This window comes from Aeromonas sp. 602396, from assembly GCF_049173735.1.
Classification (GTDB): Bacteria; Pseudomonadota; Gammaproteobacteria; order Enterobacterales; family Aeromonadaceae; genus Aeromonas; species Aeromonas veronii_A.
This window is the reverse complement of sequence record NZ_JAAKSD010000001.1, coordinates 118,044-138,476: the sequence shown is the minus strand read 5'-3', so window position 1 is coordinate 138,476 and position 20,433 is coordinate 118,044. Positions and strand designations below refer to the sequence as shown.

15 protein-coding genes are annotated in these 20,433 nt (G+C 51.3%); 5 read left to right on the top strand and 10 right to left on the bottom strand.

Features of this window, described 5'->3' with window-relative positions; all coding sequences use genetic code 11:
• The first annotated feature begins 50 nt into the window (after positions 1-50).
• The 5 genes from recN to G5229_RS00605 all read left to right on the top strand — a co-directional run bounded on the left by recN (position 51) and on the right by G5229_RS00605 (position 7,698).
• Positions 51-1,715 carry a DNA repair protein RecN gene (gene recN / locus G5229_RS00625; protein ID WP_150388746.1) on the top strand — a complete coding sequence of 555 codons (1,665 nt, stop codon included), beginning with the start codon at positions 51-53 and terminating at the stop codon, positions 1,713-1,715.
• A 342-nt stretch (positions 1,716-2,057) separates the two neighbouring features.
• Positions 2,058-2,948: a manganese-dependent inorganic pyrophosphatase gene (locus G5229_RS00620; RefSeq protein WP_421208024.1), complete on the top strand. Its 891-nt coding sequence runs from the start codon at positions 2,058-2,060 to the stop codon at positions 2,946-2,948.
• 249 nt (positions 2,949-3,197) lie between these two features.
• Complete coding sequence (gene macA / locus G5229_RS00615; RefSeq protein WP_421208022.1) at positions 3,198-4,361, top strand: macrolide transporter subunit MacA; 1,164 nt, start codon at positions 3,198-3,200, stop codon at positions 4,359-4,361.
• Entirely contained in the window at positions 4,358-6,331 is a 1,974-nt protein-coding gene (locus G5229_RS00610; protein WP_421208020.1) for a MacB family efflux pump subunit, read from the top strand. The genes macA and G5229_RS00610 overlap by 4 nt, the downstream gene beginning before the upstream one ends.
• Before the next feature lie 2 nt (positions 6,332-6,333).
• Positions 6,334-7,698, top strand: a complete 1,365-nt coding sequence (locus tag G5229_RS00605) for an efflux transporter outer membrane subunit (protein ID WP_421208019.1) — start codon at positions 6,334-6,336, stop codon at positions 7,696-7,698.
• Between the two features lie 555 nt (positions 7,699-8,253).
• Here the strand turns inward: G5229_RS00605 and G5229_RS00600 are convergent.
• The 10 genes from G5229_RS00600 to G5229_RS00555 all read right to left on the bottom strand — a co-directional run bounded on the left by G5229_RS00600 (position 8,254) and on the right by G5229_RS00555 (position 20,417).
• Entirely contained in the window at positions 8,254-8,664 is a 411-nt protein-coding gene (locus G5229_RS00600) for an H-NS family nucleoid-associated regulatory protein (RefSeq protein ID WP_216954269.1), read from the bottom strand.
• A gap of 462 nt (positions 8,665-9,126) precedes the next feature.
• Positions 9,127-10,854 (bottom strand): PglL family O-oligosaccharyltransferase, encoded by a 1,728-nt coding sequence (locus G5229_RS00595; protein ID WP_216954271.1) that lies wholly within the window; start codon positions 10,852-10,854, stop codon positions 9,127-9,129.
• Between the two features lie 17 nt (positions 10,855-10,871).
• Entirely contained in the window at positions 10,872-12,152 is a 1,281-nt protein-coding gene (locus G5229_RS00590; RefSeq protein WP_216954273.1) for a sugar transferase, read from the bottom strand.
• 18 nt (positions 12,153-12,170) lie between these two features.
• Positions 12,171-13,304 carry a glycosyltransferase family 4 protein gene (locus tag G5229_RS00585; RefSeq protein WP_421208018.1) on the bottom strand — a complete coding sequence of 378 codons (1,134 nt, stop codon included), beginning with the start codon at positions 13,302-13,304 and terminating at the stop codon, positions 12,171-12,173.
• A complete protein-coding gene (locus G5229_RS00580) occupies positions 13,301-14,395 on the bottom strand; it encodes a glycosyltransferase (RefSeq protein WP_421208017.1) in 1,095 nt (364 codons plus the stop codon). Before G5229_RS00580 ends, G5229_RS00585 begins: the two co-directional genes overlap by 4 nt.
• A 1-nt stretch (position 14,396) precedes the next feature.
• The gene (locus tag G5229_RS00575; protein WP_254204282.1) at positions 14,397-15,164 is read right to left on the bottom strand and encodes a glycosyltransferase family 2 protein; all 768 of its coding nucleotides are present in this window, start codon (positions 15,162-15,164) and stop codon (positions 14,397-14,399) included.
• 8 nt (positions 15,165-15,172) lie between these two features.
• Entirely contained in the window at positions 15,173-16,429 is a 1,257-nt protein-coding gene (locus tag G5229_RS00570) for a lipopolysaccharide biosynthesis protein (RefSeq protein WP_421208015.1), read from the bottom strand.
• A gap of 30 nt (positions 16,430-16,459) precedes the next feature.
• The gene (locus G5229_RS00565) at positions 16,460-18,445 is read right to left on the bottom strand and encodes a polysaccharide biosynthesis protein (RefSeq protein WP_421208014.1); all 1,986 of its coding nucleotides are present in this window, start codon (positions 18,443-18,445) and stop codon (positions 16,460-16,462) included.
• The gene (locus G5229_RS00560; protein ID WP_216954282.1) at positions 18,442-19,467 is read right to left on the bottom strand and encodes an MraY family glycosyltransferase; all 1,026 of its coding nucleotides are present in this window, start codon (positions 19,465-19,467) and stop codon (positions 18,442-18,444) included. Before G5229_RS00560 ends, G5229_RS00565 begins: the two co-directional genes overlap by 4 nt.
• Positions 19,467-20,417 (bottom strand): UDP-glucose 4-epimerase family protein, encoded by a 951-nt coding sequence (locus G5229_RS00555; RefSeq protein WP_216954413.1) that lies wholly within the window; start codon positions 20,415-20,417, stop codon positions 19,467-19,469. Before G5229_RS00555 ends, G5229_RS00560 begins: the two co-directional genes overlap by 1 nt.
• Positions 20,418-20,433 lie beyond the last annotated feature (16 nt).

Here is a 20,433-nt window from a genome sequence, read left to right as displayed (position 1 = left end):
GTATATACTGGATGCATACACAGTAATGTTGACCTATACAGGATGAGACCATGCTGACCCAGCTGACCGTCAACAACTTCGCCATCGTCAAGTTTCTAGAACTCGATCTGCAACCGGGGATGACCTGCATCACAGGTGAGACCGGTGCCGGTAAATCCATCGCCATCGACGCTCTCGGTCTCTGCCTTGGAGAGCGGGCCGAAGCCGGCATGGTGCGACCCGATAGCGACAAAAGCGAGGTCAGCGCCCGCTTCCTGCTGGACAACAACCCGGCCGCCCGCGCCTGGCTCGCCACCAACGAACTGGAAAACGAAGGTGAGTGTATCGTCCGGCGAGTCATCTCCGCCGAGGGCCGCTCACGCAGCTATATCAACGGCGTGCCCGTCCCCCTCACCCAGCTCAAGAATCTGGGTCAGCTGCTGGTCAACGTGCACGGTCAGCATGCCCACCAGATGCTGCTCAAACCCGACTACCAGCTCGCCCTGCTCGACGGCTACGCCGGCCACCATCTGCTGCTCGACGAGGTGCGCCAGCACTATCAGCAGTGGCGCCAACTGCAAAACGAGCTCAACCGGCTCAAGGCCGAGCAGCAGCAGCGGGAAGCCCGTCGCCAGCTTATCGAGTATCAGGTGCAGGAGCTGGACGAATTTGCCCTGCAACCGGGGGAGTTCGAAGAGATAGAAGAGGAACACCAGCGTCTCGCCAACGGCACAGAGCTGATGCAAGAGTGCGGGGCTTGCCTCGACCTGCTCTATGACAACGAAGAGACCACTATCGCAGGGCTGCTGCAATCAGCCGTCGATCGGGCCGAGGGGCTGGTCAGCATGGACAGCCGCCTCACCCCGGTACTGGAGATGCTGAACGAAGCACTGATCGGGGTGCAGGAGAGCCACAGCGAGCTGCGCAGCTATCTCGATCGGCTGGAGCTGGATCCCGAGCGGTTCAACGAGCTGGAAGCTCGCCTCTCCAAGGCGATCAATCTGGCCCGCAAGCACCACGTCAAACCGGCAGATCTGGCTCAGTACCATCAGGAGCTGGCCTCTGATCTTGCTCGCCTCAACTCCGATGAAGAGCGGTTAGAGGGGATGGAAGATGAGCTGGCCGAGGCCCGTCAGGCTTTTGTCCAGGCCGCCGAAGCCCTGAGTCAGAGCCGTCAGCGTTACGCCCAGGAGCTGGGCGCCAAGGTGACCAGCAGCATGCACGAACTGGCGATGCCCGATGGCCGTTTCGCCATCGAGGTGCGCCCCGATGCCCAAAGCAGCCTCTCTCCGCTGGGTATAGATCGGGTGGAATTTATGGTCACCACCAACCCGGGCCAACCGATCCAGCCGCTTGGCAAGGTGGCCTCAGGCGGTGAACTGTCGCGCATCAGTCTCGCCATCGTGGTGATCAGCGCCCGCAAGGTCTCCACCCCAACCCTGATTTTCGACGAAGTGGATGTGGGGATCAGCGGCCCGACGGCCGCCGTGGTAGGTCGCCTGCTGCGCCAGCTCGGCGAGTCCACTCAGGTGATGGTGGTCACTCACTTGCCTCAGGTGGCAGGCAACGGCCACCAGCATATGGTGGTGAGCAAGCATACCGATGGCAAAACCACCGAAACCCGGATGGATGCACTCGACCAGAATGCCCGCCTCAATGAGCTGGCACGCCTGCTCGGTGGCGACCAGATCACCGACAACACCCTGGCCAATGCCCGCGAGCTGCTGCGCCGTTGAATCAGGCCAAAACGCCGATTTGCAGCGATGGCAACTGACAGGGCTGACCGAACATGCTGACTGCGCAGGCACGGACGAGTGCCATAGCCTGCACAGTCAGCAATAGCCAATAGCCAATAGCCAATAGCCAATAGCCAATAGCCAATAGCCAATAGCCAATAGCCAATAGCCAATAGCCAACTGTGAGAACCGAACTCGCGTCAGGATTACCGACCCAGATCAATAAAATGGCGAGTTAGGCGAAGCTGGCAGCAACATGGGCGTGGATCCAGTTGCCTTCATGTGGCGGATTTCGCATAGTGTTGCCCCCCTTTATGGGTATCCAATTGTGAGGCTTTGTCTATGATCCACGTTTTTGGTCACAAGAATCCTGATAGCGACAGTATCTGCAGTGCGCTGGTTATCACCGACTGGCTCAATGGCCAGGGCCGTCAGGCCACCCCATGGCGTCTGGGTGACCTGCGCACCGAAACCCGTTTTATTCTGGAGCAGGCTGGCGTCAGCGAACCCGAGTTGCTGACCAAAGATCTGACCGGTGAAGATGTCTGGCTGGTGGATTTCAGTGATCTGGAACAGGGCCCCGCCACACTGGCACAAGCCAATGTATTGGGTCTGGTGGATCACCACCGTCTCGGTACCCTGGTCACCCAGTCTCCGCTGGATGCCTGGATCCGGGCCGTCGGCTGCACCTGCACCATCGCCTTCGATCTGCTGAGCCAGCAAGGCACCGTGACCCGCAGCCAGGCTCGCCTGATGCTGGGTGCTATCATGAGCGACACCCTCTGTCTCACCTCGCCGACCACCACCGAGCAGGACAAAATCGCCTGTGAGCGTCTGGCACCGCTGGCCGAAGTATCGCTGGCCGAATTCGGCCAACAACTGCTGATGGCGAAAACCGACCTGAGCGGCCTGACTCCTGCGCAGTTGCTGCAGCAGGATGAGAAAGCATTCCAGGCCGAAGGTCTGAACTTCATCATGAGCCAGATCGAAGTGGGCAGCGAGCAGCAGCTGGCAGAGCACCTGCCAGCCCTGCAGCAGGAGATGGCCCAGCGCGTGGCGAGCGAAGGGCTCGACTTCTTCGTGCTGATGGTGACTGACCTGACTGCGGCTGCCAGCCGTATCTACTTTACCGAGCACGCCCAAGTACCGGCCGAGTCCAGCTACCACCCGGGCTTTGTCAGCCGCAAGAAGCAGGGTCTGCCCTGGGTGATGGATCTGCTGGCCAAGGCCTGATCTTCCCTCGCCATCACCTATTCCAAAGCCCTGCCTCTGCGCAGGGCTTTTTCATCGCCACCGCCAGCCGCACTCCCCCCCCTCTTGCTGATCATGTTGCTCACGACTGCGGCCTCTCGCTTACTCCTTTCTCGGCTTATTGACAGTTAACGCCATAACTTTGCTTACATATTTGCGGCTGTTATTTATCAGGGCTTTGCTGCAGGATAATCGCCGCGCACAACCTTTCCGTTTCCATTCAGGTGATCGATGAACATAACCCCCAAGCAGAGAACCCTGGCCATCACCATGTTGATCGCCGTGGTGCTCCTCGGCTGGCTGCTCTGGCCCAGTCAACCCCCCAAGGCGATGCTGACCGCTCAGGTGACCCGCGAGGATATTGCCCAGACCGTTCTGGCCAGTGGCGTGCTGCAGGCCGTGGAGCAGGTGGATGTGGGGGCACAAGTCTCCGGTCAGGTTACCAAGCTGGCCGTCGAGGCCGGTGATCAGGTCAATCAGGGAGACCTGCTGGCCGAGATCGATCCCCTGATTGCCCAGAACAACCTAAAGACGGCCGAGGCGGAGCTTGCCAGCAACCGCGCCCAGCTCAAGATCAAGCAGGCGCAACTCAAACAGAACGAGCTCGCCTGGCGGCGCCAGCAACAGATGTTCAAGCAGGAGGCGAGCTCACGGGCCGATCTGGAGAGTGCCGAGGCACTGCTGGCTGTCACCCGCGCCGAACTGCAAAATAGCCAGGCCAATATCGACAATGCCCTGATCAAGGTTGATCGGGCCAAGACCGAGCTGGGCTATACCAAGATCCTGGCGCCGATGGATGGCACCGTCATCAGCATTGTGACCCGTCAGGGCCAGACCCTGGCTGCCAGCCAGACGGTGCCGACCGTGCTCAAGCTGGCCAACCTCGAGACCATGACGGTCAAGGCGCAGATCTCCGAAGCCGATGTCACCAAGGTCAAAGCCGGCATGCCAGTCTACTTCACCTTGATCGGCGATCCGGATACCCGCTATCAGGGTACCCTTCGCGCCGTGGAGTTAGCGCCCACCAACATCAACGATCAGGCCACCACAGGTACCACCACCAGCAATGCGGCTGTCTACTACTACGCCCTGTTCGATGTACCCAATCCCGACCATACCCTGCGGGTGGCAATGACCACCCAGGTGACCATTGTGCTCGGCGAGCGCAAGCAGGTGCTCACTGTGCCGCAAACCGCCCTCGGCAAGTCGTTGGGTGACAACGAGTATGAAGTCACCGTGATCAAGGACGATGAGACAACCGAAACCCGTCATATCAAGACCGGTATGAAGGACGAGATCCGCATTGAGGTGATCAGCGGGCTGAGTGAGAAGGAGGAGGTGCAGCTCAATCACGGAGCCCCCGCCGACAATGATGAGATGGCGGTGATGCTATGAGTGAGCCCCTGAACCAGCTGCCGTTGATCCAGCTGAAAGGGGTCGAGCGACGCTACCAGAGCGGCGACAGCGAAGTCACCGTGCTCCACCCTCTTGACCTCACCATCACGGCAGGAGAGATGATCGCCATTGTCGGCGCGTCCGGCTCTGGCAAGTCGACCCTGATGAACCTGCTGGGTTGCCTGGATAGCCCTAGCAGCGGTCAGTATCTGTTTCGCGGTCAGGACACCGCCACCATGGATGCGTTGGCGCTGGCCCGGCTGCGCTGCCACCACTTCGGTTTTATCTTTCAGCGCTACCACCTGCTGCCCCATCTCGATGCCGCCGCCAACGCGGAGATCCCCGCCGTCTATGCCGGCACCAGCCGCCCGGACCGCCAGGCGCGAGCGCGTCAGCTGCTGGGCAGACTGGGTCTGGCCGATCGCAGCCACCATACCCCTGGCCAACTCTCCGGCGGTCAGCAGCAGCGGGTCAGTATCGCCCGGGCGCTGGCCAATGGCGGCGAAGTGATCCTCGCCGATGAACCGACCGGCGCACTGGATAGCCAGAGCGGCAAGGAGGTGATGGCGATCCTCAAGGAGCTGCACGCTCAGGGCCACACCATCATTCTGGTCACCCACGATATGAACGTGGCCAGCCATGCCGACCGGATCATCACTCTCAAGGATGGTCGGATTGAACAAGATAGCGGCCCCTGCCAAACGGCCGTGTTGGCTCCAGCCACCGCTGTAGCCCCTCAAAAAATAGCGCCCACTAAAGGCGCCATGGGTCACGACTGGGATCGCTATCGGGAAGCGGGACGGATGGCGATGCATGCCATGCTCGCCCACCGGATGCGCACCTTCCTCACCATGCTCGGCATCATCATCGGTATCGCCGCCGTGGTGAGCGTGGTCGCTCTTGGTCAGGGGGCGCGCGCCAAGGTGATCGACCAGATCAATGCGATGGGCACCAACACCATCGAAATCTTCCCGGGTAAAGGATGGGGCGATGAGAAGATGGCCAGCATCCAGACCCTCAACAAGGGGGATCTCGATGCCCTGTTGGGGCAACCCTATCTTGCGGGCGCCAGCCCAGAGATTGGCAGCTCAGGGCAGTTGCGCTACCGCAACAAGACCAACAGCGGCAATGTGACCGGGGTCGGTAACGACTATTTCAAGGTGAAGGGGATGACACTGGTCAGTGGTCGCTTACTGGAGTGGCAAGATATCCAGCAGCGTGCCGCCGTCGCCGTGGTGGACAAAAAGAGCATCACCAGCCTGCTTGGCAAGGAGGATCCAGTCGGCAAGGTGGTACTGGTCGGCACCTTGCCGGTGCGGATTGTCGGTGTGGTTTCGCAGGAGACCGGCTTCGGCCCCACCAGCCAGTCGGTCAATATCTGGCTGCCCTACAGCGCGGTGATGAGTCGCCTCATCTCGCAGCACCACTTCAGCCAGATCACCATCCGGGTCAAGGACGGGGTACAACCGGCACTGGCCGAACAGGCGGTGATCGAGCTGATCACCAAGCGCCACGGGGTGAAGGATTTCTTCACCTTCAGCAGCGACAGCATCATCAAATCGGTAGAGAAAACCACCGCCACCATGACCCTGATGGTCTCGGCCATCGCGGTGATCTCGCTGATCGTCGGCGGGGTGGGCGTGATGAACATCATGCTGGTGTCAGTGGTCGAACGCACCCGCGAGATCGGCATTCGCATGGCCGTGGGCGCCCGCCAGTCAGATATTTTGCAGCAATTCCTGATTGAGGCTGTGATGGTGAGCCTGCTGGGGGGTATCTTCGGCGTCGGCCTCTCGCTAGGCATTGGTGCGCTCTTTGCACTGCTGGTGGACTCCATCAAGATGCAGTTCTCGCTCTTCTCCATCCTGATGGCCTTTGGCTGCTCGTCACTCATCGGGATCCTGTTTGGTTACCTGCCGGCACGCAATGCGGCGCGGCTCGACCCTGTTGTCGCACTGGCGAGGGAATAACAATGCACAAACTCTCCTGGCTGGCTCTCTCTATGGCCCTCAGCGGCTGTAGTCAGCACAGCACCTATCAAAGACCCGAGCTGGCGATCGCCCCTGCATGGCAACAGGCTGAGGGCGCCCAACTGGCTACGCAGGCAGGCCCATGGTGGCGGGAATTTCATGATCCCCAACTTGACAAATTGGTCGAGGCGGTTCTGGCCGCTAACCCGGACATGCGTGTGGCGGCCCTCAAGCTCAAAAGCGCACGACTGGGCGCCGAGCAGGCAGATACTAACCTCACCCCCTCGGTCAATGGCACTATCGCAGCCAGTGGCAACAAGGATCTGAAAAGCGGCAAAGGCACCAACAGTCTGGGTCCCTCGCTGAGCCTCAGTTACGAAGTAGATTTGTGGGGCAAGCTCGCCTCGGTGCGAGATCAGGCAAGCTGGGAAGCAGCGGCAAGCGAGCAGGATCTCGCCAGCACCCGACTCCTGCTGATTGGCAATACCCTGGAGCAGTATTGGCAGCTCGGCTATCTCGGCGCTGCCATCGCACTCGGAGAACAGCAGCTGGCCAACCTGTCCCGAACCGAGCAGCTGACCCAGACCAAATACCAGGCTGGCGCCATCACCCGACTCGATCTGGCGCAGGCACGCCAACTGTTGGCAGGAAAACAGGCTGAACTAGCCTCCCTCAAGGCGCAGCGGGAGCTGGCTCGCAATGCCCTGCGTCTGTTGCTGGGCCGCAGCAACGGGCCGCTGGAGTATGCACCCGCTTCCCTTGCAAAGCAGACCATTCCTGAACTTGCGGTGGGTATCCCGGCTGATGTGCTGGCCCGTCGCCCCGACGTCAAAGCGGCTGAATTGCGGCTGCGCAAAACGCTGGCACAAGGGGACGAGATCCGCACCAGCTTCTACCCCAACCTGACCCTGACCGGCAGTGCCAGCACCGCATCCGATAGATTGGCGCAGGTGCTGCAAAATCCGGTCGGTACGCTGGGAGCCAGCCTTGCCCTCCCCTTCCTTGAATACAACCGCACCCAGCTCGCCATTGAAAGCTCGGAGCTGGATTACCAGATCGCCGAAACCGAGTTTCGCAAGCAGCTCTACACTGCACTGGTGGAAGTGGAAGACAATCTGGCCGCCCGCCACTATGGCCAGCAGCGACTCGATTATCTGCAGGAGCAGCTGAGTTATGCCCGGGAGGCCGAACGACTGGCCAAGGCTCGCTTCCAGGCGGGTGCGACCGGCGTGCAAGCTTGGCTTGATGAGCAGAACCGACTGTGGGATGCCCAGCAGAGCCTGCTGGCACAGCAAAAAGAGCAGCTCACCACCACAGCCAAAATCTATCGCGCCCTGGGTGGCAGCGATAGCGTGACGCCCCGATAGCGCTTCACCTGGCTATCCCCCACTCTGCCTACAGAGTGGGGAATATCATCGCCATAGACCATACAGAATTTCCTCTCCCACACTGCAGCCGAACTTCATTGCCCATTATCAGGGGCAGTCATGGCAGCGCAGCCAATTACATGCATCGGCGACCCTGAATATACCGGCCATACCTTGCGGCTCTCTCTATACCTAACGCCCCCTGACCGGAGATAACGATTACCGGATATTCCATCAGCAGAGAGCTCTACTCTTGCCGAACGACGCACCGTGAATCGTGAATCGTGAATCGTGAATCGTGAGAAACATATCCGAAGCTCGTATCAGCACAACGCATACAAATAGCGATATCGCGTTGGTGAGCCACAGGACAAAATTAATCGTAAACAACGAATGATATTGAGTAAAGGAACTGCGGGTAAGGCGAGAGAGAAAGGATACAAACGAGGAATGCAGATAACAATGAGGTGGAAATACTGGTTGGATAACCACGAGTAAAATGGCAAAAATAATGCCGCCCGAGGGCGGCATTATTCAATCTCTGAACCTGACGAATTAGATCAGGAAATCGTTCAGGTCTTTACCCAATGCGACTTGAGCAGCAATGGCTTTCGGCATACGGCCTTGACCGGTCCAGGTTTTTTCCTGGCCATCTTCTTCGTACTTGTATTTAGCCGGACGCGGAGCTCGCTTGCTCTTGGCAGCGCCAGTTGCAGCAGCCGGAGCAGCGGCAGTCGCCAGTAGCTCACGAGGATCAATACCAGCCTGCTGCAGCATTTCGGTGAATTCATTCAGCTTGCGCTGACGCTCTTCCTGTTCAGCACGCTCCTGTTCAACAGAATCGGCGCGCTCTTGGTAAACCAGGTCAAACTTCTCTTTAGCTTCCAGCAGTTGCTCAAACGGCAGCTCACGAACAGCCGCACGCAGACTGCGAATGTTCAGCAGAACTTTCAGAAACTCGTTCATTATTTCCTCACAAAAAGTCGGTCACAGGGATTACCGTGTCAGAATAGCATGGACAATTGATAACAACATACCGTTTTCTGTATTTACACTCCTTTTTTTTTATTTTTCACTCACCATACTCTCTTGACGCGAAGCGTGATAACAAATCAATGCTCAGTTGTGATTGCTATACAATCTGACAGATGATGATCTCAGATATTACAGGGCTCATTAATATCCCACTACATGCAGTCAGAAGATTCTCTTTATAGTGACACCCGATATGCCCTCCCCCCCGCCCAGTTACCCATCAAGCAAGGTGAAATAAAAAAGCCACAAAGCAATTCCTCAGCAACGACGACTTAAAAGGCCATAATTTTTATCCATAAAAATCATGAACTTACAACATCAACCCATATATCTAAAGACAAATAAACAATCTGTTTTTTAACATAACCGATCTTACCCGGTTGTTAAATTACGCTAATTTGCGCGAGCATTACTTTGTGCCGATTGATCAACACCACTGATCACCGGTATAGCTACAGAGCCACTCAGCAGAGGTTCCGCAGGATAGAGTCTGAGCGCTTCCAGACGCATCGCATCGGCTGCCTCTTTGCGACCCAGAGCGTTAAGTGCTGTCACCATATTGGCGTATATATTAGCTCGTGGTGTATGAAGTACGAAGGCCTGCCCCCACTCCAGATAAGCTTCCAGTTCATCCTTGTTGTTTGTCTGCAAACCGACCATCAGACGAACCGAGTTCACATCAAATTCAACTCGTGTCAGCCATGCCATAGGATTGATAATCTCCAGCAAGAGCGTCGGCTCCTTATAACCTCCCCGCTCGTATTTGGTGACGACCCAGGCAGTATGAAGGGCTGTCAGCATAAATGGGACAACCAATAGAGGGATAGCTATTGCCATAAATCGGAGCAACAACCAGGGGCGATACTCAATGTCCAACCACGATGGGCTACCGCAACTCACGAAACGGGTTTCTTCAATCTCGGTGTCAACGACATAGATCAGCGTCAGCAACAACCACCACAACACGATTGCATGGTAAAGGGGATATTCCGTCTGAGTATGGAGCAATATCGGTGTCACCAGGGCAAGCAGTGCCATGGCATTTACCCAACGCACCTTCGTCAGGCGCCACAATAATGCGCACCCCATAATCACCATACCAACCATGGGAGCCACCCCTCCCTCAACAGCCCAATAAAGGAATTCGTTGTGGGGATGGTCAAGATTGTACTCAATCTGCACCATAGATGGATTCAGCGCCTTATCAGCCATGTAGTGATGGAGAAAAACAGATTCAAAACTGCCGTATCCCCAACCACTCCATGGTGCTTCGGCAATCAGCTTGGCTGCATAAGGCCAATAAATAGATCGCATACCACCAGATTGATAAATCTCCAACCCGCGCTTTGCGCCTGCCATCCAGTACTGTGATAGCAGGCCAAGGGCCACCGCAAAAATAACCAGCGCCAACATACGCCATAGCAATCGATGGCGATGGAGTTGCGGTATCAATAAAAACAGAGCTAGCAGACCGCCAAGTTGACCCACTCGGGATTGCAAAACAACCAGCAACAGTGTTGCTGATAGAATGACGCCATAGCGCAGAGCCATCAGCAAACGACCACCCTCTCGGCGTAATTCCAGCCAAATAGCAAGGGCAAGACCAGTTGCCATAAAGGTTGCCATCACGTTTGGCTGTTGAAAGATCCCGTAAGGACGATTGGTTTTAGTGTCGTAGCCAATCCAGTTACCGGGTGTCAACAGATAGAACTGTATCAGACCGAGTAAAGCCTCCATCGCGATCGCTATCAGGACGATATAGAGCAAGCGATCACGCTGCAACCGATTGAAGCGCCATTGATAGAGCCCGAATAAAAACAGCAGACCAGCAAAAAGCCCCAATAATCTGGGAATGGCATAATCCCTGAGTGCAAAACCTGGATAGAACATCGGCAGCAGTAGCAAGAGTGCCCCTATCCATAAGCCCGCTTGTAATGGAGAAAAGAGCAGACGCTGGCGTAACGTCACTTGCCACAATCCTAATCCAATAGCCAGCGAGGCAAACACCCATCCCCATGCGTTAAAGGGCAGATATAGCCCTGCTCCTCCCGGGTTGTGCATAAAAAAATGCACTCCAAGTAACCAGTATAATGAAGATAAAATCCAATACAAGCTGCTCATATATTATTTCCGTATACTCAACGAGCCCCAAACCCTGTCAGCATTGTTTTAATAGTTTTGATTACTATTAATAGATCAAGCCAAAGCGAAAAATTTCTAATATAATAAAAATCATATTCTAATTTTATACGAGTACTATCTGTATCAGCTGAGTAGCCATGCATCACCTGAGCCCATCCACTTATACCAGGACGAACCATATGACGATACATATAGAATGGTAATTCAGACTCAAACCTCTCCACAAAAAAACGCTGTTCAGGCCGTGGACCAATCAAGCTCATATCCCCTTTAAGAACATTAAAGAATTGCGGGAGCTCATCAATTCTATATTTACGAATAAAATTACCAACACGAGTAATCCGTTTGTCAACCTCCTGAGCAAAATATGCATTGTCTGATGATGAACTGTCATGCATACTACGAAATTTATATATTACAAAATCTTTATTACCCAGCCCAACTCTCTTTTGCTTAAAGAAAACAGGGCCAGGGCTTTCCAGCTTTATTAATATTGCTGTTATAAGTAACACCGGCATAAAAAAGGGGAGTGCCATTATAACAACCAAAAGATCAGCTAGTCTTTTTAAAAAGAAATAAAACAACGAGGGAATAGCGGAACCCAAGTCATTTTCATATAATTGCTCAACGCTCACTCGGCCTGTTAATGATGCATATATAGTTTTGCTGTGATAGATTGGTATCCCTAACAAAACGAAATCAGTTAATAACCTTTGCCATTCACTCGTCAAATCAGATGAGTGAAAGTCAGCAACTACGGCATTACCACAAAACAGAGAGAAATCTGGTTTGTGAAGAATATTCCATTCAACAGCAGTCAAGGCACACAGTTTCTGATAATTACCAACCGGGATGATAGAATACTTAACCTTGCCAGATCGTGCCCCTAAGTAATAAATAAGCCAGCAAGATACTAAAACCAATATATACGAGCTTATAATTACTGGCCTACTATACTCAAGACGAAACAGCAGCAACACACCGAATAATATTCCATACACAGCGGTTACTGTTGGAATCATATAAGATAAAGCATTAACTCCAGGATAGCAAAGCACTCGACTCAGGAAAAAACCAGCAGTAATACATGTTATAAAGATTCCTAAAAGTGAATTTATTTTTACATCATCAAGGAAATTCCAAAAGTCCTCGCCCCAAAACAAAAATGCAGGTAATAATGTTGATACCAAGGATGTAAAAAAGAACATTATTGTATAATTAAACCGTACAAGGTCATACCAACGACCACCATATGGATAATAGCTATTATTTATCATGAAAAACTCATTTAGTTATCAACCACAGGGCTGAGCGCCATCGATATGCTGAGCCAATATGTCAAAATATATGCCAATGATTTTTTTCTCATCGAATCTGGCACTAACTAATTGCCTCCCAGCATTACCCATCAAGGTTCTTTGAGCTGTAGTCATTCGTATGAATGTCATCATCGCATCAGCCAATGATGAAACATTTCTAGCTTGACAGAGTAACCCGGTTTTCTCATGTAGCAGTACATCTCTACATCCAGGAACATCGGTAACAATAATTGGCTTTGCCATTGCAGCAGCTTCGATCATAGTTCTTGGCAATCCTTCGCGATAAGAAGGTAACACAATACAATCACTTTCCATTATGATAGGCCTAACATCATGTGTAGTACCGAGATATTCCAGCACACCGTCATTGATCCATTCATGCAACTGTGCATATCCGATCGCTCGTGGGTTATCAGCCTGAACATCGCCTAGCAATTTAAACTTTATGTTTGGATGACGAATATGAATCTGCTTTGCGGCTGCTACATATTCTCCAATCCCCTTATCCCATAACAACCGCGCAATGAGCAAAAAACTAACCGAGTCATCTTCAGCAAATTTTTCTGAAGGATAAAAAAAACTCAAATCAACGCCCTCGCCAGGCAGTAACAGAGTCTTTCTTTCATCTACCAACTGTCTTGATACAAATTCAAGGCGATCATCTTCATTTAAGAAAATGACTAGCTTAGGATATTTAAAAGCGAATTTATAAAGCAACCTTACTACTTTGGGCACCCAACCATCATTCATAAAGGCATATCCTAACCCAGTGGTTATAGCCAAGGCAGGTGTGCGACAAAAATGTGCAGCAAAAGAACCATATATATTTGGTTTTACCGTATAATGGATAATTAAATCCGCATTAATTTTTCTATATATTCTTACGAAATCAAATATTAATTTTAGTTCAACAATTGGGTTGACTCCTTTAGGGGATAGTGCCAACGGTATAAATGAACACCCCAAATCACAGAGCGAAAAAACTGTATTATCAGGTGGAGCAACAATGGTTATGCGATATCCATGTTGTATAAGTGCAGATAATAATCCGCGGCGAAAATTCCACATTGACCACGCTGTATTGCTCACCATACAAAGATGTTTGCTCATGTGTAGTCCTGGTACAAATTTAACCAACGCAGACAGATAGTCTCTATTGAATAATGGCTAATAACCCGAATCCGAGCCTCCCTAGTCATCACCTCTCTCTCAAGCGGCGAAAGCATCATAGCCTGCTCAATCGCGGTAAATAGCTGCTGACTATTTTTAGAGGGGACAAGCAATCCAGCAGAGCCAACCACTTCCCTCACTCCACCACAATCGGTGGCAACCACTACCCGCTCAGTAGCCATAGCCTCAGCCACAACTAAACCAAACCCCTCCCAAGCTGATGACAACACAAATATATCTGCTGCACTCATCCAATCTTCAACATCATAGCGCAGCCCCAAGAAATGAACTCGCTCGCTAATCCCTTGTGCGCTAGCGATTGTGGTTAAGTATTCTTTTTGCTCACCCTCACCTATGATGACCAACTTAACATTATTGGATCTCGAAGATAACATCGCAAATGCAACAAGCAAATTTGTATAGTCCTTGGCAGCGGTCAGTCTGCCTACTGAAATTAACAATATGTTATTGTCATCAATCCCAAGCTGAGAGCGTAATTTATTTCTGACTTTGGCGTTAAAATAAAAACGCTCCGTATCAATACCATTATACATGACTTTCATTCGCCCGGCAGATACCGCACCTTGTTTAATAAAAGCCTCAACTGCTTCTTGGCTTACGTTTGTGTTAAGATCACATAACCTTTCGGTAAGCCGGTATGCCAATATCCGCCACCCTCTTCCCTCATTAACACTATGTGCAGAGCAGATAAGTTTCGGAAATGATACAAACAATCGTAATAACCGAGCAAAAATATTAGCATGCACCATATGGCTATGCACCACATCCGGTTTATATTGATTAAGTAACCTGATCGCCTGCCAGTATGCTTTGAAAACACTAAATGGAGTTTTCCTCATCTGCAGTGAAACGATGTCTGCTGCAGTCGAATGTGGGCGATTTTTAATTTCACCGGTCATCGAGATAATTAATATATGGTGGCCCAACCTAATAAATTGATCTGCCAAATCGCACACTTGTCGTTCAGCGCCCCCCATACCAAGGCCTGTGATTACCATCGCAATTTTCATGCTATCTCTTCAACCAATAGTAAAGAATACACTGAAGACTTCTGACACATGCTTTGACCTTGCCGAACAATCGAGTATCTCGGATCACCTGGTCTCGATAAAACAAACCGAAACCACATGGATTACTTCTTAGATTTTTTTTAAAATTTGAGGTGTAGCCATCAGGAAGATATTCACACAAGTATATTACTTGGTCTACATAAAAAACTATCTTACCTATATCGGCAATTTTATTCCATATATATAACTCTGGTACAAACTTTTCGCCCGGAAACTCAGGAAAAGGACACTCACGCATAACATTAGTGCGAAAAACATAAGCCAAGTCACCTTTTAATACATGCCCTGCCATGATGGGCTGCATTACTATTGACTTGCTCCATGCGGTGTCGGAGATACCAATTATGTGACCAGATAATGTTGATCTTCTAAAACACATCCCAACAAATTCCGAGCCAATACGATTCATAACATCATATAGCTTGGCAACAGCATCACCAGTTAATAAGTCATCACTATCCACAATGATAATCCAATCACCGGTCGCATGAACCACACCTTCGTTTATAGCGCGATGCTTCCCTCCATTTTCTTTATAAAAATAATTGATGGAAAAGTCAGATTTAACTCTATAATCAAAAATAAGCTCGGCGGTACCATCAGTGCTACCGTCATCGATTACGAGCCATTCAAAGTCCTGCCTTGTCTGCTGACACAAACTGTCATACAACCTTGGTAAAACATATGCTCTGTTATAAGTTGGCGTCATTATTGTTATCATTGCACGACCTTACACACGCAACCTTTATATTGATGAATGAAGTATATCGACATCGTCCCAGCCATCATCAAAAAAGCATTAGTTATGTAAACGATGTAAATGTCACCGGAACGAAATACTTTTAGCAACAGCCAATAGTTGAATATGCTTATAATTAATAGAAAGAACCACTTGCACATTATCAAAAAATATTTTTTGTCACGGTATAATCGTTGCATTAAAACGCTATCCACAGCGAAAAAAGAAAGCGCAGGCAACATCATAATAGCTAATTCTGCTGCTAACTCATAATCTTTTCCAAATATAAAATAGACAATTTCATGTAGCCATAACCAACCCATTAATTGCAAGATACATGCAACTAATAACAGCCCTAAACAGACCATATGTATTTTTTTTACTCTGCGCCCATATAACATCATTGGCGCTATAGACTGCACAACTATACCAAGTACAAGTACGCCCTGTTCTAGCATTTGACTAGCTACGCCATACATGGCTAGTTGTTCATACCCTAAGTAATGCTCGATGAAAAAGCGATCAATCCTCATATAAATCAGCATCAGCATTAATGGAACCCAGAGCGCCCCACCTCGACTTAACATTACCACTGCCACTTTTTTATGCCAGTCCCAGATGCCACCTCTAAAATAAATAACACAACTCAGTGACATAGCTAAAAACATTGCTTCTATTGCCCTGCTTGAATAGATGATGACATAAGATGAAAGTAAAAAAGCGAGGCTTACCAAAAGCACCCTTAATAATAAAATTGCAAGACGAATCGCTACAACAACACCTATATTTGTGGTGGCCTGATAGTAGTTGGCTATTACTGAAAATGGTTCATTAAAAATGAGCACCAGTGCCAATAGCATCAGCATTAATCTTACATCTTGATCTGCGACAATAAAATTTGCGTAGATTAATGTGACAAGCAAAGCAACCAAAGCGAAAAGTAGACGAAAAACAAATACTGAAGATAGTATCTTCCAACGCAAATGAGGATGCCGAACTAATGCCGGAACAACAACTTCCGAGCCGGCAATCAATGTAACTGATGACAATAAAATGACGGCATTAAGCGAATATAGCCATTTCCCATATAATGACACACCGAGTAGATGACTAATTACCCCCTCGCAAAAAAAAACCAACCCAATGGTCACCATTTTTTCAAATAATAGAATACTAACATTAGTAATAATTGCGGCATATTCTCGATAAAATGCCACAACCAAGCCTAATCGCATCCAAGTTGCCTCATTATAGAAACAGGTAACTCAATTTCTAGCCAGCAAAAAATTAACATTGTGTACTGGTAGCTTCACGATGTTCTCCGTTATTGTATGCTGCTGCTTCGCTAGCCACACCAGATCACAGATACCATCCGTCGGTTCGAATGCAGCAGGAGCATGCATCAGGATCTCGCGCACTTGCTGTTGATCAAAACGGTGACAAGCATCATCCAGCGAGGCCAGCAAGGGGCGCAGTCGGGACCAGGGCAGCCAGCTCTCTTGTGCCACCATGATCCTGGGGTGTTCGGTTCCTCTGGCATCATCACCAATCAGTAACTCTTCGTAGAGCTTTTCGCCCGGCCGCAACCCCGTCACCTCTATGGCGATATCACCATCGGGACGCTGCTCATCACGCAGTGTCAGGCCGCTGAGGCGTATCATGCGCTTGGCCAGCTCCATGATCCGTACCGGTTGCCCCATATCGAGCACAAAGACGTCGCCCCCCTCCCCCATGGCGCCGGCCTGGATCACCAACTGGGCAGCCTCAGGTATCGTCATGAAGTAACGGATGATATCGGGGTGAGTCAGGGTGATAGGCCCCCCCTTATCTATCTGCTGTCTGAATAACGGCACCACTGAGCCGGAAGATCCAAGAACATTGCCAAAGCGCACCATACAAAAACGGGTGCTGTGCTTCTCGCGGGTCAAGGCTTGCAAGATCAATTCGGCCAGACGCTTGCTGGCGCCCATGGTATTGGTTGGCCGCACGGCTTTATCGGTAGAGATCAGCACGAATGTTTCCACCCCTGCCTCAATGGCCGCCTGTGCCGCATAAAGAGTGCCGAATACGTTGTTACGTACTCCTTCAATGATATTGAACTCGACCAGCGGGACATGTTTGTAAGCCGCGGTATGGTAGACGGTCTGGATCCTGAAGCTCTGCATCACCGTTTTTAGACGATGCTGGCGCTGTACTGAACCCAATAACGGCACCAGCTCTGTTTCGATCTGCTCGCGCTGACACTGTTCACGCAGATTCTTATTTAAGGCATAGAGAGCATATTCAGATAGCTCGAACAGAACCAAGGTGGACGGTCGGCACCGCAAGATCTGGCGACATAACTCAGAACCAATGGAGCCACCGGCACCGGTTACCATGACCGCTTTGCCTGTGATATTGGCTTCCATTAATTTTGTCACCGGCTCTACCGGATCTCTGCCCAACAGATCGTCGATGGAAACCTCATTGAGCTGATCTATGCGAGCCGAGCCATTGACCAGATCGGCCATTCCCGGGATAGAGAGTACTTCGCAAGAGAGGGGCTCAAGTGCATTGATCACCTCCTGACGACGCGCTCTGGTGCTGCTCGGCATAGCCAGCAAGATCTTCTGTACCCCATGGTGGTCAATCAGGGCTGGCAACTGAGCACTGTGATAAACGGTACAGCCCTGGATCACGCATCCCTGTTTGGCGGGATCGTCATCAATAAAGGCGACGGGATAAAACTCATTACCTTGCAACAAGGCCATTTGAAGCTGTCGACCCGAAGAACCCGCGCCATAGATCAACACCTGGGTACGAGCCAGACGGGTGGTATTGAGCAGCGCCCGGAAAAACAGCCGCACACCACCAACCAGCAGCACCAAAAAGGAGAGATAGATAACAGATACCGTTCTGGGCAGAAAGATATCAAAGTAAAATGCAGAGAGAACAAAGAAACAGGTTGAAAGAAATGCGCCTAGCGAGATTGTCCATAAAACCCGAAAGCTGACATATCGGAGTACTGCGCGATAGAGCCCCAGCCGTACAAACAAACTGATGCTGACAACGATAATTGCGCCAAGGAGTGCCCAGTGATGAGGGCTATCGATGGGCCAGTTATGTTCAAGCCGGATCCAGTACGCTCCCCAATAGGTCATGGTGATCAAGAGCATATCAACGGCGACAGAGATGACACGCTTACTGGCTCGTGATAGGGAGCCCAGGCAACTCAGTAGCCAGCCCCCTCCGGGTAAAAGCTCATTTCTCATTCTGGTACTCCTGCATTCAGGTGATACGCAAGAAAGGCTAACGGCAAGTAGGCAATGACCAGACCGATCACACCATCGAGCTGGCCCAATACAATCATGACAGCGATCGGCGCAAGCCAGAGGCTATTTAAAACAAGCACAGCCAAGGTCACGTTTCGATGACTTTGCCAACGTCTCGCCAGATATTGATAGCCATGAGTACGATGCGCCTCGCTCAGACGACATTTCAGACGATAGCGATTCAGTAACGTCCAGGTCGCATCAACCACAAAGACTCCGAGCATGACGAGCCATGCCCACAGGAATTGAGGCGCAGAAGCGGCATCCAGCAGCATCAGGGAAGCCAGCATCAAGCCAAGAAAACCGCTGCCACCATCCCCCATAAAGATCCTGGCGGGCGGAAAATTCCAGCACAAGAAGCCAGCCGCCGAAATCCCCAGTAGCAGGATCAAACTGGCAGACGACCACTCCCCCCCAACCAGATAGTGAAATAACGTCATGAACAGACAGACGACAACGGCTTCACCTGCCGCCAAGCCATCGATGCCATCCATAAAGTTGTAGAGATTGATAAACCAGATCACCCCCAGCCAGACCAGCAGGTAACCAAACCAGGCCAGATCGAGCTGCCAACCAAAGAAGGTCAGCGCTGGCAAACCATTAACCGCAGAAACCACCAAAGCGGCCGCCATGCTCTGCACAATCAGGCGGGTTCGAGGCTTGAGAGAGATGTGGTCATCGATAAAACCAACCAATGCAATGCCCAGCGCCGCAGCCCATATCAATGCAAAGCTGCTCTGGGATATGCCGGCGGGCAGTGGGATCAGGGTAACAAACAACGGGGCTGCCAGCAGAAAGGTCGCCACGATAGCCATGCCACCGCCTCTCGGGGTAGGCACCTGATGCGAACTACGATGATTGGGTTGGTCAAGCAAGCGGGTCTGGGCGTAGCGCCTGAGCAGGCCGGTCATGGTAATTGAAAGAAAAAGACAAAATATCGACAACAAAACAAATGCCAGCATCAAGACGACTCACTATGGATTGACGCCATCAGAGATAAGGTCTGAGAGAGCGAATAGGGTGCCGACCATTGTAATCGGCTCTGAGCCTTGCGGGTATTCATTTCCAGAGAGCCATAAATCCGTTGTAGCTTGGCATCAATCCCCAAACAGCGTCCAAGCCCTCTTATTACTCCTGGTGGGAGATAAAAGAGCCGACAGCTAACGCCTTCTGCTTCTGCAATCGCCGCCAACAACTGAGACGTCGACACTGCGACAGGATCTGCGACTAAAAAGACCTGATTCACTGCAGCCGGGTGCGCCATCGCATGGGCAATAAAGTCACACAGATTAGGTAACGCCAACAGGCTACGCGCATTGGTCAAACGGGCAAAAGGGAGCGGGATCCCTTTGCGCACCCAGGTCATCATGCTGGCAAAGTTAGCCTTCACTCCTTCTCCATAGATAAGAGGAGGACGAATGATGGTTACAGCCATACCACACTCTTTCGCGAGTGCCATCAGCCCCTGTTCCGCCTCATACTTCGAGCGTCCATAGGGATCTTCTGGCGGACTTTGCACATTCTCATCAAATGGCTTGCCAGGCTCGGTCTGCTCGCCATTCACTTTTATCGAACTGATAAAGATGAAGCGCTTCACCCCTGCCTCAGCCGCTTGTCGAGCAAGAGCGAGGGTGCCCTCTGTATTCACCGCTCGAAAAGCCGCCAAAGGATCTGTCGCGGTTTCCGACATCACATGCACCCTAGCTGCACAGTGAACAACCACATCCACCTGTTGCAATTGGGCTGTCCAGTTTGCATCGGCAGTCAGAGAGGGAGCCTGAACATGGTAAGAAGCCAGCGGGTGACTTCGCACCGCTCCTTTAACATTCGCCCCCAGCGCCAGCAAGTGTTCACAGACCGCCTTGCCTACAAATCCGTTGGCACCTGTGACAAGAATTCTAGGTATGGACATACAGTTTGAGATAGGC